Origin of the sequence: Bradyrhizobium sp. LB14.3 (assembly GCF_040547985.1) — a bacterium.
In the GTDB taxonomy this organism is placed as follows: domain Bacteria; phylum Pseudomonadota; class Alphaproteobacteria; order Rhizobiales; family Xanthobacteraceae; genus Bradyrhizobium.
This window is the reverse complement of the sequence record NZ_JBEPQT010000030.1, coordinates 1-23,992: the sequence shown is the minus strand read 5'-3', so window position 1 is coordinate 23,992 and position 23,992 is coordinate 1. Positions and strand designations below refer to the sequence as shown.

Here is a 23,992-nt window from a genome sequence, read left to right as displayed (position 1 = left end):
GAGACACGGCATGCGCTGGCTGAAATTCACCGCCTCGGACAAGGCTTCATGGGGAATCGTCGAGGGCGACCAGGTGATCGCGGTCACCGGCGATCCGTTTGGCGAATGGCAGCGCACCTCGCGCACGCATCCGCTGTCGCAGGTCAAGATCGAGCTGCCGCTGATCCCGCGCACGTTTTACTGCGTCGGCCTGAACTACCTGAAACACCTGAAAGAGGCCGCCGACAAGCGCGGCGAGGTGCCGGCCGTGCCTGATCGGCCCGAGATCGGCTATCGCGCACAGAACGCGCTGATCGCCCATGACGAGGAGGTCGTGATCCCGTCTTTTGCGACGGACAAGATCCACTATGAAGGCGAGCTCGTCGTCGTCATCGGCAAGAAGGTGAAGCATCTCACCAAACAGACCGCGATGGATTGCGTGTTCGGCTACACCATCGGCAACGACGTCAGCGAGCGGAGCTGGCAGAAGGCCGACCGCAGCCTGTGGCGGTCGAAGAACGCCGATACGTTCAAGCCGATGGGCCCATGGATTGAAACCGAGGCCGATCTTGCGAAAATGGAAACCGTCGTCCGGGTCAATGGCAAGGAGACCAACCGCTTCCACACCAACGACATGATCTTCGGCGTGGTGGCGTTCCTGGTGGAGCTGACGAAATACTTCACGCTATGGCCCGGCGATGTGATCTGGATGGGTACCGACGGTGCGTCGCCGGACATCAAGCACGGCGATGTCGTGGAGATCGACATCACCGGTGTCGGGACGCTGCGGAACAGGTTCGTGCGGGAGGAGCGGTAGGCTGCTTGCGTGGTGGGGCACGGCGCAGGAACACTTTTGCGCACCCTACGCAGCTCGATCAAAACGGCAGCGTCAGTTCGTTAAATCCGGACTCGGATCAGCTTGTGGCTCCTGAGCGGCCCTTCACATGATCGATAAAGGCTCGCAACTTCGGCATGATTTGTCGATGGCCGGGATAGTAGAGGAACACCCCCGGCGTCATCGGCGCGAATTGCTCCAGCACGTGGACGAGTTTTCCCGTCGTCAAGGCACCGGCGGCGAGCGGTGCGGGCACTTGCGCAAGACCTACACCCTCGACGGCAGCGCCGAGCATCGTGGGAAAGTCGTTGGCGATGAAAGGTCCCGAAACGGCGATCTCGATCGAACGCCCGTTGTCGTTGAGCGACCATGATGCAAGCGCACCGTTCGATCGTCGCAATCTCAGGCACGCGTGCTCACGCAGATTGTCCGGGCGCTCGGGCCAGCCGCGGCGGTCGAGGTAAGCCGGGCTGCCCACGATGATGAGCGGCAGCGGCTTCGTCAGCCGCACCGCGATCATGTCAGGGGTGATGAACTGGCCCATTCTGATGCCGGCGTCAAAACCTCCGGCAGCGAGGTCGACCAGCTCTTCGCTTGCAGCAAGCTCCACCTCAATCTCGGGAAACGCCCGGCAGAACGACGCGACCACCGGCTCCAGCAGGATCGGCACGACCGAGCGCGGTACGGTGAGACGCAGGAGACCGGCCGGCCGCTGTCCGAGCTCACGCGCCGCCCCGCTTGCTGCGATGAGCTCTTCGAAGGCTGGTCTTGCGCGAGCAAAGAACCTTTCGCCGGCTTCGGTCAGACCGACGCTGCGGGTCGTGCGGATGAAGAGCGCCGCGCCCACGCGCGCCTCGAGCGCTCGTACCGCCTGACTGATGGCCGATGGCGTGACCCCGAGTTCAGCGGCCGCCCGGCGGAAACTGCGGTGCTGGGCGACACTCAGGAACGCCTCCACGCCGTCGAGTGCACCGTGCCTGACTGTGAAGTTCTGCTTCATAACCCATCAACATTATCGCGAATAGTCGCCGGTGCAAAGCAGACTTACATCCAGCCTGCAAGCAGCACCGCTGCATGCGCTGACAGTCGCGACACCACGGCGACCGCCGTGATCGGAGAAATGAGACCGATGAAAGCAATCCGTCACGCCATCTTGGCACTCACCCTCACATTGATAGGTGCGACTTCCATGGCCGATACATCCCCTGCCCAAGCACAAGCCGCATCGCCCACAACCGGGGTGATGGTCATCCTGTCCGTCAAGCCAGGCGTCACACGCGAACAGGTCATGGCCGTCATGCCCGATGAAATCAGGCAGACCGTACAGCTCTATCTCAATGGAAAGGTTCGTGAATGGTATTCGCGGTCCGACGGGCGCGGAGCCGTCTTCCTGCTGGATGTCAAGGATGTCATCGAAGGGCACGCCATCATGGACGGCCTGCCGCTCGCCAAGCAGGATCTCATCGATCACGAATACATTGCAGTCGGTCCGCTGATGCCGCTCCGCCTGCTCATGACCAAACCCTGAGCGCGCGTCGACGCCGGATCGAAACGACCGGCTTCGACTCACTCGACCGGACGGACAATCACAAGGACATCCGAACGTGCCACCGAGCTTTAACCTTCCGTTCGTTCTCAGCGTCGCCGGGGCTTTCCTGACAAGCTCGGTGGTGGCCGCCATCTATGTTTGGCCGGCGCTCCGCGCCGTGACGCGCCATGACGCCCTGAGACTTCTCGCTGCGTTCCATGCGTTCAGGTTCTTGGGGATGAACTTCATGGTTGCCGGATTCGTCTCTTCGGAGTTGAGCCCGGATTTCGCCAGCGAGGTCGGATGGGGAGATCTCATCGCCGCCACGCTCGCGCTCATGTCGATGGCAGCGCTGTCCTGGCGATGGTCGATCGCCATTCCGATGGTCTGGATATTCAACGTCTGGGGCACGCTGGACCTTTTAAATGCGTACTACATGGGCGTAACCAAAATCCAGAATCCGGGCCTGTTCGGCGCCGGGATTTATATCCCGGCCCTCTACGTGCCGCTGCTGCTCGTCAGCCATATTCTCGTCTTCATGCTTCTCTTGAGGGCCGGATCAGCGGAAGAAAGCACCGTGACGCAGCGGGAGGAACGCCGATGAACGCCGATGCTGTTTCCGCTGGCGTGATGGCCCCGCGGCCCGCCTGGCTCACCCTGACGTGGATCGTTGCATTCACGACGCTGTGGACCTGGTTGATCTACGCGCTACCCGCGCTTCCGGAGAGCGGCTTTCCGGCCCTTGGCGTTCGGCTGATGGTCCATGGGTTCATCGCGCTTGGATTGTGGCTCGGCCTCGAAGGCACAGCGTTCACGCCAAGACAACGCCAGGCGACCTGGCTAGCCGTCATGGTCCCTTTCACGCTGTGGGCAGCCGTCACCTGGACGGCAGCCATTAACGGCGCATTCCGCACTGGTGCCTCCTCCCTGCCGCTGCTTCCGGCGGCGATGCTGCTGCCCGTGATCGTCGCTGCTCCGGTGTTGCTGCTGTCGAAGCGGGTGGGACAGTTGCTTGATGCAATGCCGATGACGTGGCTCATCGCCCTGCAGGTTTACCGCGTCTTTGGCAGCCAATGGCTCGTTTACTGGCTGTGGGGGGTGATGCCGGGCCTATGGGCGCTGCCGGCAGGAACTGGCGATGTGCTGACCGGCCTGTTCGCGGTACCGGCGGCGATTGCCGTGGCGACCGGAACGGCTGAGGGTCGAAAAGCGGCGATGCTTTGGAACATCTTCGGCCTCGCTGATTTGGCCGTCGCGATCACCTTGGGGATGATCATGTCGCCCGGCCCGTTCCAGCTCATCATTCCAGAGGGCCCGGCCATGGCTGTAGACACCTTTCCGAATGTGCTGACCCCTGCCTTCGTGGTGCCGAGCTCGATCCTGTTGCATATGCTGTCGCTGCGCCAACTGCGGCGCGGATGAAGTTGCCTCAAAACGGCAGTGCGACGCTGGTCTTGATTTCCTTCAGCACCACGTTGCTGCGGACGTAGCGAATGCCGGGGATGCGGAACATGAACTCGTCGAGGAATCTGTTGTAGGCCGCCATGTCCTGCACCACGACACGCAAATGATAATCGGCATCGCCCGTGGTCGCAAAGCACTCCAGCACCTCACGCCGCGTGGTCACCCGCGCGACGAACTCGTCGACGAATTTTGCGTCGTGCCGTTCCAATGAGACGTGGAGAATCGCGGACATCGCAAAGCCGGCCTGCTCGCGCGCGACCAGGGCCGCATAGCCCTGGATGGCTCCGCTCTCCTCGAGCGCCCGCACCCGGCGCCAGCACGCCGAGGTGGACATGCCGACCGCGTCAGCGAGTTGCTGGTTGGTGGCGCGGCCGTCCCTCTGAAGGTAGGCGAGAATCCGCGCGTCCTGGTCTTCGATCATGCAAACCACCAAGATGGATTACCCAACCACCTTATGGACCGTATCGGATAATTCTACCAGAACAGACGCGTCATCGGGTAAATCAGGTAAGACCTACCAATCACCCAAGCCTACTCTTCTCCCATTCGGCAAGGATGCCGCGGGAGGTCCGCCATGGACGCCATTCCGTCACTCGACGCCTACGAGCTCTCCGACCGCTACGATCGCGACGAGGGACGCGTCTTCCTCACGGGCACGCAGGCCATCGTCCGCATTGCGCTGGACCAGATCAGGCGTGACCGTGCCGCGGGGCTGAACACGGCCGGCTTCATCTCAGGCTATCGCGGCTCGCCGCTCGGCGGCGTCGATCTGGAACTGTGGCGGATCCAGGAGCGGCTGAAGCGCGACCGCATCGAATTCCTCCCCGCAGTGAACGAAGATCTTGCCGCGACCGCGGTGCTGGGCTCGCAGCAGGTCGAGACGCAAGCCGACCGCGAGGTCGATGGCGTGTTCGGGCTCTGGTATGGCAAGGGTCCCGGCGTCGACCGCTCCGGCGATGCGCTCAAGCACGGCAACGCCTACGGCTCCTCGCCGCATGGCGGCGTTCTGGTGGTCGCCGGCGACGACCATGGCTGCGTCTCATCCTCGATGCCGCACCAGTCCGACGTCGCCTTCATGAGCTGGTTCATGCCGACGTTGCACCCCGCAAGCGTCGCCGAATATCTCGAGTTCGGCGCATATGGCTATGCGCTGAGCCGCTTCTCCGGCATGTGGGTGGGCTTCAAGGCAATCTCGGAGATCGTGGAATCCGGCGCGTCCGTTGCGCTGCGCCCGCCGCGCGCCTTCCACACGCCGGACTTCGCGCCGCCACCGGGCGGGCTGCACTATCGTTGGCCCGATCTGCCGGGGCCGCAGATCGAGGAGCGGCTGGAGGCGAAGAAGCACGCGGTCTACGCCTTCGCAAAGGCCAATCCGATCGACCGTCACATCTACGACATCCCCGGCGCCGCCTACGGCATCGTCACCACGGGCAAGGCGCATCTCGATTTGATGGAAGCGCTGCGTCTGATGGGCCTGGACGAAGCGGCCTGCCGCAGCATCGGCATCGACATCTACAAGGTCGGCATGGTCTGGCCGCTGGCGCTGCATGACGCGATGGCGTTCGTGAAGGGCAAGCGCGAGATCCTCGTCGTCGAAGAGAAGCGCGGCATCATCGAGAGCCAGTTCAAGGAATATTTTTACGATTATCGCGGCGCAAAGCCCGAGCGCATGGTCGGAAAGCATGACGAGACCGGCGCGCGGCTGATCTCCTGGATCGGCGAATTGTCACCGCGCGCGTTGGCGTCTGTGCTGGCGCGCCGGCTCGATCCGATGTTTCCGGGGCTCAATCTTGCCGCGCGGGCAGCGACCCTGTTGCCGGAAGCCGCCCGCACGATCAACGTCTCTGGTGCGACGCGCACGCCGTATTTCTGCTCCGGATGCCCGCACAACATTTCGACAAAAGTGCCGGAGGGGTCGAAGGCGCTGGCCGGCATCGGCTGCCATTTCATGGCGAGCTGGATGGACCGAGAGACATCGTCGCTGATCCAGATGGGCGGCGAAGGCGTGAACTGGGCGGCCTCGTCACGCTTCACCGGAAAAAAGCATGTCTTCCAGAATCTCGGCGAAGGCACCTATTATCATTCGGGCTCGATGGCGATCCGGCAGGCGATCGCCGCTCAAGCCAACATCACATACAAGATCCTGTTCAACGATGCGGTCGCGATGACCGGCGGCCAACCTGTTGACGGCCCGGTCAGCGTGCACGCCATCGCGCACAGCGTCCGCGCCGAGGGCGTTGCGCGCATCGCGCTGGTGTCGGACGATCCCACGCAATTTTCGCCAGGGGACCTGCCTGTCGGCGTGTCCATCCATCCGCGTAACGAGATGGACAGCGTCCAGCGCGAGCTGCGCGAAATCTCCGGCGTCTCGGTGCTGATCTATCAGCAGACCTGCGCCACAGAGAAACGGCGCAGGCGCAAGCGTGGTGAGATGGCCGACCCCAAACGCTTTGCCTATATCAACGATCTCGTCTGCGAAGGCTGCGGCGACTGCTCAGTCGAATCCAACTGTCTCAGCGTCGAGCCCAAAGAGACGCCGTTCGGCCGCAAGCGCCAGATCAATCTCTCGTCCTGCAATAAGGACTTCTCCTGCCTCAACGGGTTCTGCCCGAGCTTCGTCACCGTTGAGGGTGCAACGCGGCGGAAGAAGAGCGCGAGCCGGATCGACGCGGTCGGCCACGCGGCCACGCTTCCCCTGCCCGCGCCCGCAACGCTCGACCGTCCATATGATCTGCTCATCACGGGCGTCGGCGGCACTGGCGTGATCACGGTCGGCGCGCTGATCGGCATGGCTGCGCATCTCGAACGAAGCGGCGTCTCGGTGCTGGATTTTACCGGCTTTGCGCAGAAATTCGGGCCGGTGCTGAGCTATATCCGGCTTGCGCCAACCCCCGAGGCGCTGCATCAGGTGCGTATCGACCAGGGCGCGGCCGATGCGCTGATCGGCTGCGACCTCGTCGTCAGTTCTTCGCCAAAGGCGTCCGGCACCTATCGGAAAGGCACGCGCGCCGCGGTCAACACCGCGGAGATGCCGACCGGCGACGTCGTCCGTTTCCGCGACGCCGATCTCGCTTCACCCGCTCGCCTGCGCGCGATCGGCCAGGTGATCGGCGACGGCAATCTCGACACCATCAACGCCAACGCGCTTGCCGAGCGCCTGCTCGGCGATGCCGTCTATGCCAACATCATCATGCTGGGCTTTGCCTGGCAGCGCGGGCTGCTGCCGGTCTCGCTGTCGGCGCTGTTGCGCGCGATCGAGCTCAACGGCGTCGCGGTCCAGCGCAACAAGCAGGCCTTTGCCTGGGGCCGGATCGCGACTGCCGATCCGGACTTTCTGCCGAAGACGGACGAGTCGCCCAAGACCGAGACGCTCGACCAGTTGATCGACCGCCGCGCCGAATTCCTCACTGCTTATCAGGACCGCGTCTACGCGACGCGTTATCGGACACTCGTTGCAAACGTTCGCAATGCCGAAGCCAATTTGAACAGCAAGGCGTTGACCGAGGCCGTCGCGCGCGCCCTTTTCAAGCTGATGGCCTACAAGGACGAGTACGAGGTGGCGCGGCTGCACATGCAGGGTGGTTTCCTCGACGCGTTGAAAGGCGAGTTCGAAGGCAACTTCAGCATCCAATATCACCTCGCCCCGCCGTTCCTGCCGTCGAGGCGCGACGCCCGCGGACGTCCGCGCAAACGCGCCTTCGGGCAATGGATCCAGACACCGCTTGCCATGCTCGCGCGGATGAAGGGATTGCGCGGGACGCCGTTCGATCCGTTCGGCTACACGGCGGAACGGCGCGCCGAACGGGAGCTGATCACCTGGTACGATCGCGTCATCAACCGGCTTCTCAGCGGGCTCGACGCAGCGCATCTGCCTGACCTCATCGCCATTGCAAAAGCCCCGATGGATATCCGCGGCTACGGGCCGGTTAAGGACGCCGCGATTGGAAAGGTGAAGGCCGAGGTCGAACGGCTCTTCGCCGAGCGCGATGCACCTTCACCTGCAAAGATGCGCGCCTACGGTTGACGGGGCGCCGATGAGGCTTCAGCCTCTGAAGCTGAGGGGCGCCCTGATGGCGCTCCTGCAATCGGGTGACGCATCATGGATTTCGACCGGTTAACCCTGACCCAGGCCGTGGCCGACCTCCGCGCCGGAAAAATCACGAGCACCGCGCTCACGACGGAAGCTCTTGCCCGCGCTAAGGCCAATGCCGATCTGAATGCCTTCGTCACCCTGGACGAGGCTGGTGCCTTGAAGGCCTCGGCCGCATTCGACGCGACGGGCGACAGCAAGCCCCTCGGCGGCGTGCCCATCGTGATCAAGGACAATATCGAGGTCGCGGAGCTTCCCTGTAGCGCAGGAACACCGGCGCTGAAGCAATACGTTCCGAAGGCTGACGCGCCTGTTGTCGCAAAGTTGCGCGCGGCGGGCGCGATCATCATCGGCAAGACCAACATGCACGAGCTCGCCTTCGGCATCTCCGGCTACAACACTGCGTTCAAGACCGGCACGGAGTTCGGCGTGCGCAACGCCTATGACCGTGCCCTGATCGCGGGCGGCTCCTCGTCTGGCACGGGTGCCGCGATCGGCGCGCGGATCGTTGCGGGCGGGCTCGGAACCGACACTGGCGGATCGGTCCGCGTACCCGCCGCACTGAATGGATGTGCCTCGCTGCGCCCGACGGTCGGACGCTATCCGCAAGCTGGCATCGCGCCGATCTCGCACACCCGCGACACCGCGGGCCCGATGGCCGCGACCATGGCGGATGTCGAACTGCTCGACCGCGTCATTGCGGGCGGCGACGCCGTTCAACCGGCTGATCTGAAGCAGATACGAATCGGCATCGTGAGGTCGATGCTGATCAATCTTGATACCGACACCGATGCCGCCTTCCAGGCGGCGGTCGCGAAAGTGAAGACACAGGGCGTCACGGTCCTCGAGATCGAGATGCCGCAGTTGGCCGAACTCAACGGCCAGGTCGGCTTTCCCATCGCGCTGTACGAGGCCTATGACGACATGGTGGCCTATCTCGCAGGCACCGGCACCGGCATCACCATCGACGCACTGGCGCGGGAGATCGCGAGCCCCGACGTCAAGGATACCTATGATGGCCTCGTGATCCCGCGCAAACTGCCTGGTCCCGACAATACCCTGGTCGATGCCGGCCCGATCTATGAGGCCGCCATCAAGTCCGCGCGTCCCGCCCTGCAGGCGCTCTACGGCAGGACCTTTGCGGACAACCGGCTCGACGCCATCGCCTTCCCCACCACGCCGCGCGTTGCGATCGCTTCCAACCCCGACGCCAGCAGCCTCGAAAATTTTGGCCTGTTCATCCAGAACACCGATCCCGGCAGCAATGCCGGGATTCCCGGAATCCAGATTCCGATTGCGCTCGGCGCGGTCAGCAAACTGCCGATCGGGCTTGAGCTGGATGGTCCCGCAGGCAGCGATCGCCGCCTGCTTGCGGTCGGCATGGCGCTCGAAAAAGTGTTCGGGCGGCTGCCGGTGCCGCGCCGGTCATGAGTAGGGATTGATCAGCTTCTGCTGCTCGGCGCTGTGATGCACGAGCATGTCGATGAAGGTCCTGACCTTCGCCGACAGATGATGCCGGTGCGGATAGACCGCGTTCATCGACATCTCGACGGGACGATATTCGGGCAGAAGGCGAACGAGGTGACCGGCTTCGAGATCGTCCTGGACGAGAAAACCCGCCATCAGGCAGACGGCAGCGCTTTCCAGCGCCACCTTTCGCAAGGCCTCACCGCTGTTGGTGATGAAGCTGCCGGAGATCCGCACCGATGCCGGCGTGCCCTTGCGATCGAAGAAGCGCCAATCGTCGCCGAAGGGATAATTCAAGTGACGGGCGCAATTGTGCGCGGTGAGCTCATCGAGCTTCTGCACGCGACCGTGCCTTTCGAGATAATCGTGCGAGCAGCACAGCACGTGGCGCCAGGTGGCGAGGCTGCGGACGATCAGGCTCGAATCCGGCGGTGAGGTCATGCGCAGAGCAACGTCATAGCCTTCTTCGATGAGGTCGATGTCGGCTTCGCCCACGCGCAGATCGATCCTGAGCTCTGGATAGGTCGACAGGAGCTTCGCCACCACGGGCGCGACGAACGGCACCATGTGCGTGGCGACGTGGATCCGCAGCGTGCCGCGAGGCACCGACTGCAACTCGCTCGCGATATCGTCGGCCTGTTCGATATCGGCGAGGATCTGGATGCAGCGGTCGTAATAGGCCCTGCCGATCTCGGTGAGGTTGACCTTGCGCGTGGTGCGCTGGAGCAGCCTCACGCCGAGCCGGTCTTCCAGCGCCTGAACGTGATTGCTCACCATGGTGGTCGACATGTTGAGCTTACGGGCCGCTGCAGAGAAGCCGCCGGTCTCGACCACCCGGCTGAAGACTTCAAGGCTGGTCAATCGGTCCATGCAGGTGGATTATCCGCTCTTGATCGATAATCGCAAGGAATTTAGTCGGATTATCCGTCCGATCGTCCCACGGTTCGCGCATGCATTAGCAGCAATCGCGCGACAGACGCGGCAATCGCTCTGGGGCAGTCGCCCGCCTGGCTCGGTACACCCCACACCCAAGCGATGGCCCCAACTATCCACTCAAAATGGATAATCCTTCCGGCATTTTGCCGATTATCGCGCGAGTCAGGAAGACCGATACTCTCAGTCAGCCGATAGGAGATCGCGATGTCCGAGATGCCCCGCACCGAAAACTTCCAGCAAGCGACTGAAATCACTCATGATAACCCCAAGGTTCCGCTTCCGGTGCCGGCGCGGAATATCGTCCGGCGCGCGGCATTGGTGCTCGCTCTTCTCGCGGGCACGGCAGCGATTGTCCATTACGGACACGATTACTGGACCACCGGGCGCTACCTCGAGACAACCGACGATGCCTATGTGAAGGCCGACTCCACGATCATCGCGCCAAAAGTCTCGGGCTATATCGCCAAGGTGCTGATCAGCGACAACGAAAAGGTCACAGCGGGCCAGGTGCTGGCAAAGATCGACGACCGCGACTTCAAGGCGGCGCTCGACCAGGCCCGCGCCGATGTGGCTGCGGCGGAAGCGTCGGTGCGTAACCTCGATGCCCAACTCGAACTTCAGCAGCCTATCATCGAGCAGAGCACGGCCGATGTGACTGCCGCGGACGCGAATCTGAAGTTCGCGCAGGAGGAGCGCGCCCGCTACGACGATTTGATGAAGTCGGGCTCCGGGACGATCCAGCGCGCCCAGCAGACTGACGCTGCGTTGCGCGCCAGCAACGCGCAACTGCAGCACGCGAAGTCGGGCCTCGTGGCCGCACAGCGCAAGGTCGACGTACTCACCACCCAGCGCGCGCAGGCCACAGCCCAGCTCGAACACGCGCGCGCGGTCGCGGAGCAGGCGACGCTGAATCTCTCCTACACCGAGATTGCCGCGCCGGTCGACGGCACGGTCGGCGCCCGCTCACTGCGCGTGGGACAGTTCGTGCAGGCCGGCACGCAATTGATGGCGGTGGTGCCGCTCGATGCGGTCTATGTGGTCGCCAATTTCAAGGAGACCCAGCTCACCCATGTTCGCGCCGGCCAGCCGGTCGAACTGCATGTCGACAGTTTCCGCAACCAGATCCTGCGCGGCCATGTCGACAGCCTGTCGCCGGCGAGCGGCCTCGAATTCGCACTGCTGCCGCCCGACAACGCCACCGGGAATTTCACCAAGATCGTGCAGCGCGTACCGGTGAAGATCGTGCTCGACGACCACCGCCTGACCGGGCTGCTGCGCCCCGGTATGTCGGCGCAGCCGACAGTCGACACCAAGGCGACCGTGCTGGCCGAGCGCGAGACGGCCAAGCGCCTCGCCGACAATGCGACGCGACCCAACGGCGGCTAAAGGCCAACTCCGGCAGCATTATCAAGTCCTGCCGGACGATCCTTCCAACGCTTCCTCGATTATCGAAAACACTCGCCTGATGCATCCTGTCTCCGTATCCGAGACGAGGCCTTCCATGAGCACTCTCCAACCCGCCCTGAACGCCGCTTCCGCCGCCGGCATTCCCGCTCGAGCCGCTCCCGCCACGCCGGCGGTTTCCGCCAAGACCTGGATCGCCGTGATCGGCGCGACGCTCGGCGCCTTCATGGCGGTGCTGAACATCCAGATCGTCAACGCCTCGCTCGCCGACATCCAGGGCGCGATCGGCGCCGGCATCGACGACGGCGGCTGGATCTCGACCTCCTATCTGATCGCGGAGATCGTGGTGATCCCGCTGTCCGGCTGGCTCGCGCAGGTGTTTTCGATCCGCATCTATCTCCTCACCAACGCGGTCCTGTTCCTGATCCTGTCGGCCGCCTGTGCGCTGGCGCAGGACCTGCCGCAGATGATCGTGCTGCGGGCGGTGCAAGGTTTCACCGGCGGCGTGCTGATCCCGATGGCGTTCACGCTGATCATCACGTTGCTGCCGCGCGGAAAACAGCCGGTCGGGCTTGCGCTGTTTGCGCTGTCGGCGACGTTCGCGCCCGCGATCGGCCCAACCATCGGCGGTTATCTCACCGAGAATTTTGGCTGGCAGTACATCTTCTACGTCAATGTCGTCCCCGGCGCGATCATGGTCGGCATGCTCTGGTACGCGCTGGACGCAAAGCCGATGAAGCTGTCGTTGCTGCGCGAGGGCGACTGGGCCGGCATCATCACCATGGCGATCGGACTGTCCGCGCTGCAAACCGTCCTGGAGGAAGGCAACAAGGACGACTGGTTCGGCTCGCCTTTCATCGTCAAGCTCTCCGTCATCGCGGCCGTCGCGCTGACCGCCTTCCTGATCATCGAGCTCACGGTCAAGAAGCCGCTTTTGAACCTGCGTCTGCTGGTCCGCCGCAATTTCGGCTTCGGCATGCTCGCGAACTTCCTGCTGGGAATCGCTCTCTACGGTTCGGTATTCATCCTGCCGCAATATCTGGCCCGCATCCAGGGCTACAATGCCGAGCAGATCGGCATGGTACTGGCATGGACCGGCCTGCCGCAGCTCCTGCTGATCCCGCTGGTGCCACGCCTGATGCAGAAGCTCGATGCGCGGCTCATCATCGGCGTCGGCTTCGTCCTGTTCGCGGCCTCCAACTTCATGAACATCTACATGACCGGCAACTATGCCGCCGATCAATTGCTCTGGCCCAACGTGGTTCGTGCGATCGGGCAGGCGCTGGTGATGGCGCCGCTCTCTGCGGTGGCGACGTCAGGCATCGAACCGGAGAACGCGGGCTCGGCCTCCGGCTTGTTCAACATGATGCGCAATCTCGGTGGCGCCGTCGGCATCGCGCTGCTGCAGACCCTGCTGACCAAGCGCGAGCAGTATCACTCCAACGTGCTGATGCAGTCGGTCTCGCTGTTCGAGCAGGCGACGCGGACGCGGCTGGAACAGCTCACGCAATACTTCGTCAATCACGGCATCCTCGACCGTGCGGACGCGTCGCATCGCGCCTATGTCGCGATCGGCCATATCGTGCAGAAGCAGGCCTATATCCTCGCCTTCAGCGACACCTTCTATCTGCTCGGCGTGGCACTGATCGTCGCGTTGATCGCTACCCTCTTCCTGAAGAAGGCCGGCCATGCCTCGGCCGGCAGCGCCCACTGACATCAACCCAGCAAGCAAGGAGAACGACCATGAAACCCCGCATGAATTTCTACCAGGCCGCACCCGACACGATGAAGGCGCTGATGGCGCTGGAAGAGCAGATCCAGTCGACGGGACTGGAGAAATCGCTGATCGAGCTCGTCAAGATCCGCGCGTCGCAGATCAATGGCTGTGCCTTCTGCATCAACATGCACACCGAGGACGCCCGCAAGCGCGGCGAGACCGAGCAGCGCATCTATCTGCTCAACGCCTGGCCCGAATCCCCGCTCTATACCGACCGCGAGCGCGCCGCGCTGGCATGGACCGAGTCGGTGACGCTGATCTCCGAGACGCACGCGCCTGATGACGTCTACGAGCAGGTCCGCGCACAATTCTCCGAGGCGGAGACGGTCAACCTGACGATGCTGATCGGGGCCATCAATGCCTGGAACAGGTTGGCGATCGCGTTCCGGGCGATTCACCCGGTGAAAGTGAAGGCGTCGGTGGCGTGAGCTGCGGCGCGCTAATACAAGGGTCGGCAAAGCGAAGCGTGCCCACCGTCTTTCAGCGAACGCGAGAGAACAGGTGGGCACGGCGCAAGCGCGCCTTTGCCCACCTACGGCAGCTTCGTCAGACCGCCGTCGCCTTGGCGAACTCCACGTAGATCTCGCGCAGCCTTGTTGCCATCGGGCCGGGCTTGCCGTCGCCGATCTTCTTGCCGTCGATCGCAACCACCGGCTGGACAAACAGCGACGCCGAGGTGGCAAAGGCCTCCTTGGCGGCGAGCGCTTCGGCGACCGTGAAGGAACGCTCCTCGACCCGGAGCTGGCGCTCTTCCGCAAGCGCCACCACCGCCTTGCGGGTGCAACCCGGCAGGATCGCGTTGGAATTCTTGCGGGTCACGATGACGTCGTCCTGCGTCAGGATGAACGCCGAGGACGAGCCGCCCTCGGTGACGTAGCCGTCCTCCAGCATCCAGGCCTCGCCCGCACCGGCTTCGGCCGCGGCCTGTTTCGCAAGCACCTGCGCCAGCAGCGCGACGCTCTTGATGTCGCGCCGCTCCCAGCGGATGTCCGGCACGGTGATGACGTTGATGCCGGTCTTGGCCGATGCCGCGTTGATGATGTCCTTCTCCGAGGTGAACATCACCAGGCTCGACTTGACGTCGCCCTTGGGGAAGGCGAAGTCGCGGCCCTTGTCGGCCCCACGCGTGACCTGGAGATAGACGAGGCCGTTCTCGACCTTGTTGCGCGCGATCAATTCCTTCTGGATCTCGGTGATGCGCTGGACCGTCTCTGGCAGCTTCAGCTGGATCTCGCCGACCGAGCGCTCCAGCCGCGTCAGATGCGAGACGTTGTCGATCAGCTTGCCGTCGAGCACCGCCGAGACCTCGTAGATGCCGTCGGCGAACAGGAAACCGCGATCGAGGACGGAGATTTTAGCGTCCGAGAGCGGGACGAATGAGCCGTTGACGTAGGCGATCGAGTCCAAGGCAGGTCTCCTGGCGGGAAGAGGAAATTGGCGCGGTTATACGCGAATCGGGGGCACCGGTCACCCCTCGTTTCATCATTCCGGGGCGTTCGCGCAGCGAGTGAACCCGGAATGACGGCGCTGGAGTCAGTGCGACAAAATCTTCGACAAGAACTTCTGCGCGCGGTCGCTGCGGGGCTTGCCGAAGAAATCCTCCTTCGGGGCGTCCTCGACGATCTCGCCGCGATCCATGAAGATCACGCGATTGGCGACCTTGCGGGCAAAGCCCATCTCGTGGGTGACGACCATCATGGTCATGCCCTCATGGGCGAGGTCCACCATGACGTCGAGCACCTCGCTCACCATTTCGGGGTCGAGCGCCGAGGTCGGCTCGTCGAACAGCATGACAATGGGATCCATCGCGAGCGCGCGGGCGATCGCCACGCGCTGCTGCTGGCCGCCGGACAGTTGCGCGGGAAACTTCTGCGCCTGTTCCTTCAGGCCGACGCGCTCCAGCAGTTGCATGCCTTTCGCCACCGCCTTGTCGCGCGACCGGTCGAGCACTTTCTGCTGTGCGAGGCAGAGATTGTCGATGATCTTCAGATGCGGAAACAGCTCGAAGTGCTGGAACACCATGCCGACCCGCGAGCGCAGCTTCGGCAAATTGGTCTTGGGATCGTTGACCTTGGTTCCATCGACGCTGATGTCGCCTTTCTGGAACGGCTCGAGCGCGTTGACGCATTTGATCAGCGTCGACTTGCCCGAGCCCGAGGGTCCGCAGACCACCACGACCTCGCCCTTGGTGACGCTGGTGGTGCAGTCGGTCAGCACCTGGAAGGTCGGGCTGTACCATTTGTCGACGTGGCTGATTTCGATCATGACCGATACGCTCTAACGGATGATGGCGATGCGCGCCTGGAGGCGGCGGACGCCGTAGGATGCGACACAGGAGATGGTGAAGTAGACGATTGCGGCGAACAGATACATTTCGACCAAACGACCGTCGCGCTGCGCGACCTTGCTCGCAGCTCCCAGAAAGTCGGTAATCGACAGCACGTAGACCAGCGAGGTGTCCTGGAACAGCACGATGGTCTGCGTGATCAGAACCGGCAGCATGTTGCGGAACGCCTGCGGCAGCACGATGTAGCGCATGGTCTGGGCGTAGGTCAGCCCCAGCGCGTTGGCCGCGGCAGGCTGGCCGCGCGAGATCGACTGGATGCCGGCACGCATGATCTCGGAGAAGTACGCGGCCTCGAACATGATGAAGGTGACGAGCGAGGACGCGAACGCGCCGACGCTGATGGGGCGCGACGAGCCGGTCAGCCACTGCCCGATATAGGGCACCAGGAAGTAGAACCAGAAGATCACCAGCACCAGCGGCAGCGAGCGCATGAAGTCGACATAGACGCCGGCGACGTATCCGAGCGTCTTGTAGCCGGACAACCGCATCAGCGCGATCGCCGTGCCGAAGACCAGGCCGCCGAGTGCCGCGAGCCCCGTCAGCATCAGCGTGAACGTCATGCCTTCGTAGAACAGATAGGGCAGTGCGCGGCGGATGACGTCGAAATCGAGATTGCTGAACATGGCGCTATTTCCCCGTGATGTAGCCGGGGATCGCGACCCAGCGCTCGAGGAAGCGCATCGCGGTCACGACGACGACGTTGACGAGGAGATAAAGCAGGGTCGCGGCGGTAAAGGCCTCGAACACCTGGAACGAGAATTCCTGCATCGAGCGCGCCTGTCCGGTGAGCTCGAGCAGGCCGATGGTGATGGCCACGGCCGTGTTCTTGATGGTGTTGAGGAATTCGGAGGTCAGCGGCGGCAGGATGATGCGGAACGCCATCGGCAGCAGCACGTAGCGGTAGCCCTGCACAGTGGTCAGGCCCAGCGCAGTCGCGGCCATCCTCTGCCCGCGCGGTAATGAGCCGACGCCGGCCTGCAATTGCACTGCGACGCGCGCCGACATGAAGAAGCCGATGCCGATCGCCGCCGTCCAGAACGGTGCGTTCGGCATTTGCTTCAGCCAAGTGCCGGCCGATTTCGGCAGCAATTCCGGCAGCACGAAGAACCACAGAAACAGCTGCACCAGCAGCGGCATGTTACGGAAGAATTCGACCCAGCAAAAGCCGATCCAGGACGCGGTCTTTGACGGCAATGTGCGCAGCACGCCGACGATCGTGCCGAAAATCAGCGCGATGATCCAGGCGAGCACGCCTGTCTTGAGGGTCAGCACCAGTCCCGACAGCAGCATGTCGAGATAGGTGCCGGTCCCCATCGGGTTGGGCTCGAAGAAAATTCCCCAGTTCCAGTGGTAGTTCACGTGTCCCCCGCGCGAACGCGCCAATCACAGATGTCCCGGGCGCCTATGCAAATGTCCGGCCACCCTGGTGTCAAGAGTGGCCGGACATCATTTTGATCCCCAAGTCCTGATTCCAGGACGGATCGGAGCTTACTTATAGTCGTCCGGATTCGGCGAGTCGCTCGGCTTGGCGAACTCGTGCTTCAGCTCGGGCGAGATCGGGGTGTTGAGGTTGAGACCCTTCGGCGGGATCTTGGCCGTGAACCATTTGTCGTAGATTTTCTGGCCCTCGCCGGAGGTGTAGACCGCAGCGGTCGCCGCATCGACCACCTTCTTGAACGGCGCGTCGTCCTTGCGCAGCATGATGGCGTAGGGCTCAGGCTTGGAGAACGCGTCCTTGGAGATAACGTAGTCGTCCGGCGACTTGGAGCCGGCAACGAGGCTCGCGAGCAGGATGTCGTCCATCACGAAGGCGACCGCGCGGTCGGTCTCGACCATCAGGAAGGATTCGGCGTGATCCTTGGCCGGAATGATGTTGGCGCCGAGGCTTTTCGCAACATTGGCTTCGGTGAGCTGCTTGATGTTGGTGGTGCCGGCAGTCGAGACCACCGTCTTGCCCTTGAGGTCGTCGATCGACTTCAGGCCGCTTGATTTTTTGAAGACGTAGCGGCTGGCGGTCAGGAAGTGGGTATTGGTGAAGGCGACCTGCTTCTGGCGTTCGACATTGTTGGTGGTCGAGCCGCATTCGAGGTCGATGGTGCCGTTGGCCATCAGCGGAATGCGGGTCGCCGAGGTCACCGGGTTGAGCTTCACCTCGAGCTTGTCGAGCTTGAGCTCCTTCTTCACGGCGTCGACGATCTTGTAGCAGATGTCCATCGCGAATCCGATGGGCTTCTGGTTGTCGTCGAGATAGGAGAACGGAATCGAGGAGTCGCGGAAGCCCAGCGTGATGGCGCCGGTGTCCTTGATGTTCTTCAGCGTACCGGTCAGCTCCTCGGCCCCAGCCTGGCTGACGGCGAAGGTCGCGGCGAGCGCGAGGCCGATGCTACGGAAGTGTTTCACTTTTTGGTCCCCTTTCAGGATGATGCCGGCGGGATGCAAGCACAAAACAAGCCGGAATAGAATGTGACTTTCGACTGGATGGCGGCTCAGGTTAACGCTCAGGTTAGCGGGCGTGTTAGCGGACGTGTGAGCGGTCCTGGCAATTCCCCGAGATCCCAGAACAGGCCGGCCATCACCGTCAAGGCCTCTTCGGTCAATGGCAGCAGGATGTGCTCATTGGGCGCATGCTGGGAGCAGCCGGGATAGGAGTGCGGCACCCAGATCGTCGGCAGGCCCAGGATTTCGGAAAACACGTCGTTGGGCAGCGAGCCGCCGAAGTTCGGCAGCACCGCCGGCACCTTGCCGGTGGTCTCCTGCACCGAATCCGCCGCCCATTTGATCCAGGGGCTGTCGAAATCGGTGCGCGAGGCGGCAAAGCTCTGCGCCGCCCGCACCTCGACCATCGGAAAACCCTTCTGGACCAGATGTGCGCGGACGGCGTCGATCAGGCCGTCGATTTTGGTGCCGACCACGAAACGCAGTTGCAGCACGGCATTGGCGTGGCCGGGAATGGCGTTGGCCGGCTTCTCGATATTGCCGGATGACATCGCCAGCACTTCGAGCGTGTTCCAGGCATAGAGCCGCTCGGCCGCCGACAGCCCTTCTTCGCCCCAGCTCTCAGCGAGCGCCGGCTCGTCCTCGGTCGGCACCACCTGCACGTCGGCAAGATAGCTGCGGATCTGGTTGGTGAGCCGGGGCGGCTTCAGCGCATCGAGCTGAAGGCGGCCGTGGCCGTCGACCAGCGTCGAGATCGCGTTGACCAGAACGGTCGCAGGGTTGGCAAGCACGCCGCCCCAATTACCGGAATGATGTCCGCCGTCACGAAGGTTCACATCGAGATGAATGCGTATGCCGCCGCGGCAGCCGAGGAACAGTGTGGGGCGGTCGGCGGACAGGCGTGGCCCGTCCGAGGCCATGAACAGATCGGCCCTGAGCGCATCGCGATTGAGATCGCAGACCTTGCCGAGATCGGGCGAGCCGATCTCCTCGCCCATCTCGACGACGAACTTGGCGTTGAAACCGAGCTTGCCGCCGCGGGCGTCGCGCACCGCGCGGAGTGCCGCCATGTTGATGCTGTGCTGGCCCTTGTTGTCGGCGGTGCCGCGGCCATAGAGGCGCGTACCCGCAACCGTCGTGCGCCAGGGATCGCGGCCGTCGCGCCACTCGCCCTCCATGCCGTCGACGACGTCGCCATGACCGTAGATCAGCACGGTCGGCGCCGTCTCGCTCTCGTGGTGCTCGGCGAACAGAAACGGCGCCTTGCCGTTGGGAGATTCGACCATGCGGCTTTCGAAGTCGAGCGCGGCGAAAGCGGGCACCATCTCCTGTTCCAGATAGGCGCGCAGTTCGATGCCCCGGTTCGGATTCTGGCTCTCGGTCCGGTAGGCGACGCGGCGGTCGAGTTCGGTGAGAAACGCGCCGGATTTGAAATCGTCACGGGCGCGGGCGATGGCATCGGCTCTGGTCATTATTTTCTTTTTTAGGTTGCGAGACGAAGGAGCATACCCGAGACGGGTGGGCCTCCGAAAGTGGCGGGGACTTCGATAGTCTTGGGATTTCGTTCTTGCTCTCTTGAGATTGGCTTGCCAAGCGCAGCAGCACCGCTGATTTTGGCCTTGCCAAGGTCGAGTTATATGCAAGAACTTCGCCAAGTTCGGGCGCAGCTCTATCATTCGAAGAGCGCCCGGTACAGGGCGCCGGGGGACCATCATGGCCAAGCAGATCAGGCTCAACGCTTTTGCGATGAATTGCGTCGCGCACCAGTCACCGGGCCTGTGGACCCATCCGCGGGACCGCACGGCCGAATATAACCGCCTGCCCTACTGGATCGATCTCGTCAAAACGCTGGAGCGCGGCCGCTTCGATGGCCTGTTCCTGGCTGACGTGCTCGGGGTCTACGACGTCTATGGCAACAGCCCTGACGCAGCCTTGCGCAATGCAGCGCAGACGCCGTCGAATGAACCGCTGCTGTTGCTCTCGGCGATGGCAGCGGTAACGCAAAATCTCGGCTTCGGCGTCACCAGCAATCTTTCCTTCGAGCCGCCCTATCCGTTCGCGCGGCGGATGTCGACGCTGGATCATCTCACCGAGGGACGGATCGGCTGGAACGTCGTCACCGGCTATCTCGACAGCGCCGCGCGCGGCGCCGGCAAGGACAAGCAGACCGGGCATGACGACCGCTACGAGATCGCAGACGAATATATGGAGGTCGTCTACAAGCTCTGGGAAGGGAGCTGGGAGGACGACGCTGTGCTGCGCGACCGCAAGCGCGGTATCTTCACCGATCCCACAAAAATCCATCGCGTCAACCACGAGGGCGCGAACTACCGCATCAACAACACCATTCACCTCAGCGAGCCGTCGCCGCAGCGGACGCCCGTGCTGTATCAGGCCGGCACCTCGCCGCGCGGACGGCAGTTCGCGGCGAAGCATGCCGAATGCGTGTTCATGTCCGGGCCGTCGGCCAAGGTGATCGCACCGCGCGTGTCGGCGATCCGTCAGGAGGCCGCCGCGTTCGGCCGCAATCCGGCGGAGATCCTGATGTTCTCGATGATGACGATCATCCTCGGCAACACGGAAGCCGAGGCGGCGGCCAAATATGCCGACTACCGGTCGCATATCAGCCCGGAGGGCGCGTTGGCCCTCATGTCGGGATGGACCGGCATCGACTTCTCCGGCTACGAACTCGATCAGCAGGTGCGTCATGTCCAGAACGATGCCGGCCGCAGCGCACTCGATAACGTCACCCGCGCCGATCCCGACCGCGTCTGGACCGTGCGCGACGTCATCGAGCATGTCGGCGTCGGCGGCGCAGGTCCCGTCGTGGTCGGCACGCCGGAGATGGTCGCGGATAAGATCGAGGATTGGTTCGAGGCGACCGATGTCGACGGCCTCAATGTCGCCTTCGCGATCTCGCCCGGCGATTTCGAGGACATCGCCGACATGCTGGTGCCGGAACTGACGCGGCGTGGGCGGTACAAGGCGGAATACGCGCAGGGCACGCTGCGGGAGAAGCTGTTCGGTGGCGGGCGTGCGCGGCTAGCTGCGCCGCATCCGGCGGCGGGGTATCGGGTGGGGAACGGGTAGCGCCGCCGCCTCCTCGTCATTGCGAGCGAAGCGAAGCAATCCAGAATCCCTCCGCGGAAACAATCTGGATTGCTTCGTTGCTTCGCTCCTCGCAATGACGGCGGTTGATGTGCCTACACCTTCCCGTCCACCATCACCTCGATCAGCTTCGTCCCCGGACGGTTGAACGCCGACCCCAGCGTCGCCTTCAGCTCCCGCGGATCGCTGACCTTGATCGCCTCGCATCCCAGCGCCTTCGCGATCCCGGCGAAGTCCACTGGCGGATCGACAAAATCCATGCCGACGTAATTATCGTCGCCATGGAATGCGAGCAGGCGCTGCTTGATGATGCGATAGCCGCCATTGTTGGCGATGACGACATTGAGCGGCAGCTTGTGATGCGCCGCGGTCCACAGCGATTGGATCGAATACATCGCGCTGCCGTCGCCGGAGAAACAGACGACGGGCCGATCCGGATTGGCAATGCTGGCGCCGACCGAGGCCGGCAGGCCCCAGCCAATGCCGCCGGAGGCGAGACCGTGATAGCCGAAGCGGTCGCGGTGCGCACGCAACGCCGTGATCTGGCGGCTGGAGGTAAGGCCTTCGTCGACCAGGATGGCGTTTTCGGGCATGGCCTCCACCATTTGCAACACCAGCCAGTCCGGATCGATGGGGCTACGGTTCGCGGCCTTGCCGATCTGCTCCACCAGCGCGCCGCGCCGCGCGGTCCAGTTCTGCGGTGCGAGCTCGGCGAGACGTTGTTTCGCGCGGCTCGCCAGGGCAACGCCGCCCATCTCCTTCAGCACCGGAATCAGCGCGCGCAACGTCTCCTTCAGATCCGCCTTCAGCGCGATCTCGGCGCCGTAGTTCTTGGCAATCTCCCAATCGGCGAGGCCGACCTGCACGATGCCGAGACCATCCGGCAGCGCATCGACCTCGCTATAGACCGACATCCGCAGGGGATCGCCGCCGAGCGCGATCAGAAGATCGTAGGGTGCCAGCGTATCGCGCGCGACCTTCTGCACGCGCGCCAGCGTGCCGACGAAGCTCGGGCTCTCGGAGAGAAAGTGCGAACCGTAGGGCGTCGAGGACTGATAGGCGGCCGCCCCCATCAGCTCGGCGAGCTCGGCGGCCTCCTTCAGCGCGTCACTCTTGACCACCTCATCCATGGTAACGATTACGGGGCGCTCGGCCTTGAGCAGGCGCGCGGCAAAAGCCTTCAGCGCCTCGTCCGACGGCCTTGTGCGGGCGTCGATGCGGGTGGAGCGGCCGAGATCGATGCCGGCCTCGCTGTTGAGGATGTCGCCGGGCAGCGAGATGAACACCGGCCCGGTCGGCTGCGTCATCGCAACCTTGGCGGCGCGGCGAACGATGCGCGGCAGATCCTCCAGCCGCGTCACCTCGACGGCCCATTTCACCAGCGGCTCGGCCATGCGCACCAGCGGCCCATACAGCACCGGCTCCATCAAGCCGTGTCCCTGCTCCTGCTGGCCTGCGGTGAGGATCATCGGCGTGCCCGTGAACTGGGCGTTGTAGAGCGAGCCCATCGCGTTGCCGAGGCCGGGTGCGACATGGACGTTGCAGGCGACAAGCTTGCCGGAGGCGCGGCTATATCCATCCGCGATCGCCACCACCAGGCTCTCCTGCATCGCCATCACATAGGTGAGGTCGGGATGGTCCTTCAGCGCATGCATGATCGGCAGCTCGGTGGTGCCGGGATTGCCGAACAGATGCGTGATGCCCTCGTCCTTGAGCAGCGCGAGAAAGGCGGAGCGGCCGGTGATCTTGTTCTTCATGTTTCCTCCAGGCCCGCGGGCGTTGCCGCGAGGAGGGGCGCATGATGGCCGAAATCGCGGGACGCGCGCAAGGAAGTGCGATCATGGCTGCGTTGCGTGGGACGGTCTCATGTCCCGGACGCGGCGCAACGTGCAACGTTGCGACGCAGAGCCGGGACCCAGATTTGCGCCGAGTTCGCTGACGCATGGGCCCCGGCTCAGCAGCGCGGCACTTCGCGCCGCACTGCGTCCGGGGCACGAGAGTGGAGTGCGCTACATCTCCGCGCGCCCCAGATCGAACGGATCTTCGCCGCTGGCTCGCTTTTTCTTTTTCGAGCGCTGCCAGACCACGCCCGGAAAACCCGTCAGCGGCACCAGCGGCTCGCCGGTATAGGCCCATTCTTGAAGCTCTTCGATTGCGATGTGATAGAGCGGCTGGCGGCCGGTGCGCTCCTTGAACAGCGCGCGGGGAATGTTGACCATGTGCGGCCCGCGTGGGCGCTCGTATGTGATCGGCGTGCCGCAATGCGCGCAGAAGCTGCGCGCGGTCTTGGTCGCCTTGTCCTCGTAGCGGCTGAGCGCGGTTTTCCCCGAAATGATGCGAAACCGCTTCTTCCAGCTGCCGACATAGGTCGCATAGGCTGCGCCGTGGGCGCGACGGCTGGCGGCGGAATGATCGTGCCAGGCCCAGCGTGCGGGGACGTCGATCTCGAAGGTGACCTTGCCGCAGAGGCATTGGCCGGTGGCAATACCTGCGGCGGTTGCGGCTTTGGCCATGGTGCTTCCCTCATCGTCATTGCGAGCGCAGCGAAGATTCCATGGGGAGTGGATAGCGACCAAGTCTGAGGCCAGACTGAGGTTGCAATACCACCCAACCTGGAGACG

General features: G+C 63.5%; 21 protein-coding genes. 10 read left to right on the top strand and 11 right to left on the bottom strand.

Annotated features, from left to right (window positions below; translation table 11 throughout):
* Nucleotides 1-10 precede the first annotated feature (10 nt).
* Nucleotides 11-796 (top strand): fumarylacetoacetate hydrolase family protein, encoded by a 786-nt coding sequence (locus tag ABIB00_RS33100; RefSeq protein WP_354107248.1) that lies wholly within the window; start codon nucleotides 11-13, stop codon nucleotides 794-796.
* A 97-nt stretch (nucleotides 797-893) separates the two neighbouring features.
* Here ABIB00_RS33100 and ABIB00_RS33095 read toward each other — a convergent pair whose 3' ends face one another.
* The gene (locus tag ABIB00_RS33095) at nucleotides 894-1,814 is read right to left on the bottom strand and encodes a LysR family transcriptional regulator (protein WP_247446234.1); all 921 of its coding nucleotides are present in this window, start codon (nucleotides 1,812-1,814) and stop codon (nucleotides 894-896) included.
* Nucleotides 1,815-2,003: 189 nt separating this feature from the next.
* Here ABIB00_RS33095 and ABIB00_RS33090 point away from each other — a divergent pair, with 189 nt between their 5' ends.
* The 3 genes from ABIB00_RS33090 (at nucleotide 2,004) to ABIB00_RS33080 (ending at nucleotide 3,764) form a co-directional block, all read left to right on the top strand.
* Complete coding sequence (locus ABIB00_RS33090; RefSeq protein ID WP_354107247.1) at nucleotides 2,004-2,342, top strand: hypothetical protein; 339 nt, start codon at nucleotides 2,004-2,006, stop codon at nucleotides 2,340-2,342.
* Nucleotides 2,343-2,418: 76 nt separating this feature from the next.
* The gene (locus ABIB00_RS33085; protein WP_354107246.1) at nucleotides 2,419-2,946 is read left to right on the top strand and encodes a DUF8737 domain-containing protein; all 528 of its coding nucleotides are present in this window, start codon (nucleotides 2,419-2,421) and stop codon (nucleotides 2,944-2,946) included.
* Nucleotides 2,943-3,764, top strand: a complete 822-nt coding sequence (locus tag ABIB00_RS33080; RefSeq protein ID WP_354107245.1) for a DUF8737 domain-containing protein — start codon at nucleotides 2,943-2,945, stop codon at nucleotides 3,762-3,764. Before ABIB00_RS33085 ends, ABIB00_RS33080 begins: the two co-directional genes overlap by 4 nt.
* A gap of 7 nt (nucleotides 3,765-3,771) precedes the next feature.
* Here ABIB00_RS33080 and ABIB00_RS33075 read toward each other — a convergent pair whose 3' ends face one another.
* A complete protein-coding gene (locus ABIB00_RS33075) occupies nucleotides 3,772-4,227 on the bottom strand; it encodes an Lrp/AsnC family transcriptional regulator (RefSeq protein WP_247339761.1) in 456 nt (151 codons plus the stop codon).
* Between the two features lie 153 nt (nucleotides 4,228-4,380).
* Here ABIB00_RS33075 and ABIB00_RS33070 point away from each other — a divergent pair, with 153 nt between their 5' ends.
* Both ABIB00_RS33070 and iaaH read left to right on the top strand, forming a co-directional pair.
* On the top strand, nucleotides 4,381-7,830 hold the full coding sequence (locus ABIB00_RS33070) for an indolepyruvate ferredoxin oxidoreductase family protein (protein WP_354107244.1): 3,450 nt from the start codon (nucleotides 4,381-4,383) through the stop codon (nucleotides 7,828-7,830).
* A 75-nt stretch (nucleotides 7,831-7,905) separates the two neighbouring features.
* Nucleotides 7,906-9,327 carry an indoleacetamide hydrolase gene (iaaH, locus tag ABIB00_RS33065; protein ID WP_354107243.1) on the top strand — a complete coding sequence of 474 codons (1,422 nt, stop codon included), beginning with the start codon at nucleotides 7,906-7,908 and terminating at the stop codon, nucleotides 9,325-9,327.
* Here the strand turns inward: iaaH and ABIB00_RS33060 are convergent.
* A complete protein-coding gene (locus tag ABIB00_RS33060; protein ID WP_354107242.1) occupies nucleotides 9,322-10,233 on the bottom strand; it encodes a LysR family transcriptional regulator in 912 nt (303 codons plus the stop codon). The genes iaaH and ABIB00_RS33060 overlap by 6 nt on opposite strands.
* A gap of 270 nt (nucleotides 10,234-10,503) precedes the next feature.
* Between ABIB00_RS33060 and ABIB00_RS33055 the strand changes: the two genes are divergently transcribed.
* The 3 genes from ABIB00_RS33055 to ABIB00_RS33045 all read left to right on the top strand — a co-directional run bounded on the left by ABIB00_RS33055 (nucleotide 10,504) and on the right by ABIB00_RS33045 (nucleotide 13,908).
* The gene (locus ABIB00_RS33055) at nucleotides 10,504-11,685 is read left to right on the top strand and encodes an HlyD family secretion protein (protein WP_354107241.1); all 1,182 of its coding nucleotides are present in this window, start codon (nucleotides 10,504-10,506) and stop codon (nucleotides 11,683-11,685) included.
* 115 nt (nucleotides 11,686-11,800) lie between these two features.
* On the top strand, nucleotides 11,801-13,417 hold the full coding sequence (locus ABIB00_RS33050; protein ID WP_354107240.1) for an MDR family MFS transporter: 1,617 nt from the start codon (nucleotides 11,801-11,803) through the stop codon (nucleotides 13,415-13,417).
* A 29-nt stretch (nucleotides 13,418-13,446) separates the two neighbouring features.
* Nucleotides 13,447-13,908, top strand: coding sequence for a carboxymuconolactone decarboxylase family protein (locus tag ABIB00_RS33045; RefSeq protein ID WP_354107239.1), 462 nt, complete (start codon nucleotides 13,447-13,449; stop codon nucleotides 13,906-13,908).
* 118 nt (nucleotides 13,909-14,026) lie between these two features.
* Here ABIB00_RS33045 and ABIB00_RS33040 read toward each other — a convergent pair whose 3' ends face one another.
* The 6 genes from ABIB00_RS33040 to ABIB00_RS33015 all read right to left on the bottom strand — a co-directional run bounded on the left by ABIB00_RS33040 (nucleotide 14,027) and on the right by ABIB00_RS33015 (nucleotide 19,735).
* Nucleotides 14,027-14,887, bottom strand: coding sequence for a D-amino-acid transaminase (locus tag ABIB00_RS33040; protein ID WP_354107238.1), 861 nt, complete (start codon nucleotides 14,885-14,887; stop codon nucleotides 14,027-14,029).
* 126 nt (nucleotides 14,888-15,013) lie between these two features.
* Complete coding sequence (locus ABIB00_RS33035; RefSeq protein ID WP_247339745.1) at nucleotides 15,014-15,745, bottom strand: amino acid ABC transporter ATP-binding protein; 732 nt, start codon at nucleotides 15,743-15,745, stop codon at nucleotides 15,014-15,016.
* Nucleotides 15,746-15,757: 12 nt separating this feature from the next.
* Nucleotides 15,758-16,450 carry an amino acid ABC transporter permease gene (locus tag ABIB00_RS33030; protein WP_354107237.1) on the bottom strand — a complete coding sequence of 231 codons (693 nt, stop codon included), beginning with the start codon at nucleotides 16,448-16,450 and terminating at the stop codon, nucleotides 15,758-15,760.
* A 4-nt stretch (nucleotides 16,451-16,454) separates the two neighbouring features.
* Entirely contained in the window at nucleotides 16,455-17,186 is a 732-nt protein-coding gene (locus tag ABIB00_RS33025) for an amino acid ABC transporter permease (RefSeq protein ID WP_247339743.1), read from the bottom strand.
* Nucleotides 17,187-17,315: 129 nt separating this feature from the next.
* Nucleotides 17,316-18,227, bottom strand: a complete 912-nt coding sequence (locus ABIB00_RS33020) for an amino acid ABC transporter substrate-binding protein (protein ID WP_247339742.1) — start codon at nucleotides 18,225-18,227, stop codon at nucleotides 17,316-17,318.
* Nucleotides 18,228-18,325: 98 nt separating this feature from the next.
* Nucleotides 18,326-19,735 (bottom strand): M20 family metallopeptidase, encoded by a 1,410-nt coding sequence (locus ABIB00_RS33015; protein WP_354107236.1) that lies wholly within the window; start codon nucleotides 19,733-19,735, stop codon nucleotides 18,326-18,328.
* Nucleotides 19,736-19,976: 241 nt separating this feature from the next.
* Between ABIB00_RS33015 and ABIB00_RS33010 the strand changes: the two genes are divergently transcribed.
* Nucleotides 19,977-21,353 (top strand): LLM class flavin-dependent oxidoreductase, encoded by a 1,377-nt coding sequence (locus tag ABIB00_RS33010; RefSeq protein WP_354107235.1) that lies wholly within the window; start codon nucleotides 19,977-19,979, stop codon nucleotides 21,351-21,353.
* A gap of 113 nt (nucleotides 21,354-21,466) precedes the next feature.
* Here the strand turns inward: ABIB00_RS33010 and ABIB00_RS33005 are convergent, their stop codons facing one another.
* Complete coding sequence (locus ABIB00_RS33005; RefSeq protein WP_354107234.1) at nucleotides 21,467-23,128, bottom strand: thiamine pyrophosphate-binding protein; 1,662 nt, start codon at nucleotides 23,126-23,128, stop codon at nucleotides 21,467-21,469.
* Between the two features lie 252 nt (nucleotides 23,129-23,380).
* A complete protein-coding gene (locus ABIB00_RS33000; RefSeq protein ID WP_354107233.1) occupies nucleotides 23,381-23,884 on the bottom strand; it encodes a GFA family protein in 504 nt (167 codons plus the stop codon).
* Between the last annotated feature and the right edge of the window lie 108 nt (nucleotides 23,885-23,992).

Excerpts from the sequence above, each read along its gene's own strand:
- ABIB00_RS33090 (WP_354107247.1), top strand. The coding sequence starts at position 2,004 with ATGGCCGATACATCCCCTGCCCAAGCACAAGCCGCATCGCCCACAACC.
- ABIB00_RS33080 (WP_354107245.1), top strand. The coding sequence starts at position 2,943 with ATGAACGCCGATGCTGTTTCCGCTGGCGTGATGGCCCCGCGGCCCGCC.
- ABIB00_RS33005 (WP_354107234.1), bottom strand. The coding sequence starts at position 23,128 with ATGAAGAACAAGATCACCGGCCGCTCCGCCTTTCTCGCGCTGCTCAAG.
- ABIB00_RS33070 (WP_354107244.1), top strand. The coding sequence starts at position 4,381 with ATGGACGCCATTCCGTCACTCGACGCCTACGAGCTCTCCGACCGCTAC.
- ABIB00_RS33075 (WP_247339761.1), bottom strand. The coding sequence starts at position 4,227 with ATGATCGAAGACCAGGACGCGCGGATTCTCGCCTACCTTCAGAGGGAC.
- ABIB00_RS33100 (WP_354107248.1), top strand. The coding sequence starts at position 11 with ATGCGCTGGCTGAAATTCACCGCCTCGGACAAGGCTTCATGGGGAATC.
- ABIB00_RS33010 (WP_354107235.1), top strand. The coding sequence starts at position 19,977 with ATGGCCAAGCAGATCAGGCTCAACGCTTTTGCGATGAATTGCGTCGCG.
- ABIB00_RS33015 (WP_354107236.1), bottom strand. The coding sequence starts at position 19,735 with ATGACCAGAGCCGATGCCATCGCCCGCGCCCGTGACGATTTCAAATCC.
- ABIB00_RS33095 (WP_247446234.1), bottom strand. The coding sequence starts at position 1,814 with ATGAAGCAGAACTTCACAGTCAGGCACGGTGCACTCGACGGCGTGGAG.
- ABIB00_RS33035 (WP_247339745.1), bottom strand. The coding sequence starts at position 15,745 with ATGATCGAAATCAGCCACGTCGACAAATGGTACAGCCCGACCTTCCAG.
- ABIB00_RS33055 (WP_354107241.1), top strand. The coding sequence starts at position 10,504 with ATGTCCGAGATGCCCCGCACCGAAAACTTCCAGCAAGCGACTGAAATC.
- ABIB00_RS33060 (WP_354107242.1), bottom strand. The coding sequence starts at position 10,233 with ATGGACCGATTGACCAGCCTTGAAGTCTTCAGCCGGGTGGTCGAGACC.
- ABIB00_RS33045 (WP_354107239.1), top strand. The coding sequence starts at position 13,447 with ATGAAACCCCGCATGAATTTCTACCAGGCCGCACCCGACACGATGAAG.
- iaaH (WP_354107243.1), top strand. The coding sequence starts at position 7,906 with ATGGATTTCGACCGGTTAACCCTGACCCAGGCCGTGGCCGACCTCCGC.
- ABIB00_RS33050 (WP_354107240.1), top strand. The coding sequence starts at position 11,801 with ATGAGCACTCTCCAACCCGCCCTGAACGCCGCTTCCGCCGCCGGCATT.
- ABIB00_RS33030 (WP_354107237.1), bottom strand. The coding sequence starts at position 16,450 with ATGTTCAGCAATCTCGATTTCGACGTCATCCGCCGCGCACTGCCCTAT.
- ABIB00_RS33000 (WP_354107233.1), bottom strand. The coding sequence starts at position 23,884 with ATGGCCAAAGCCGCAACCGCCGCAGGTATTGCCACCGGCCAATGCCTC.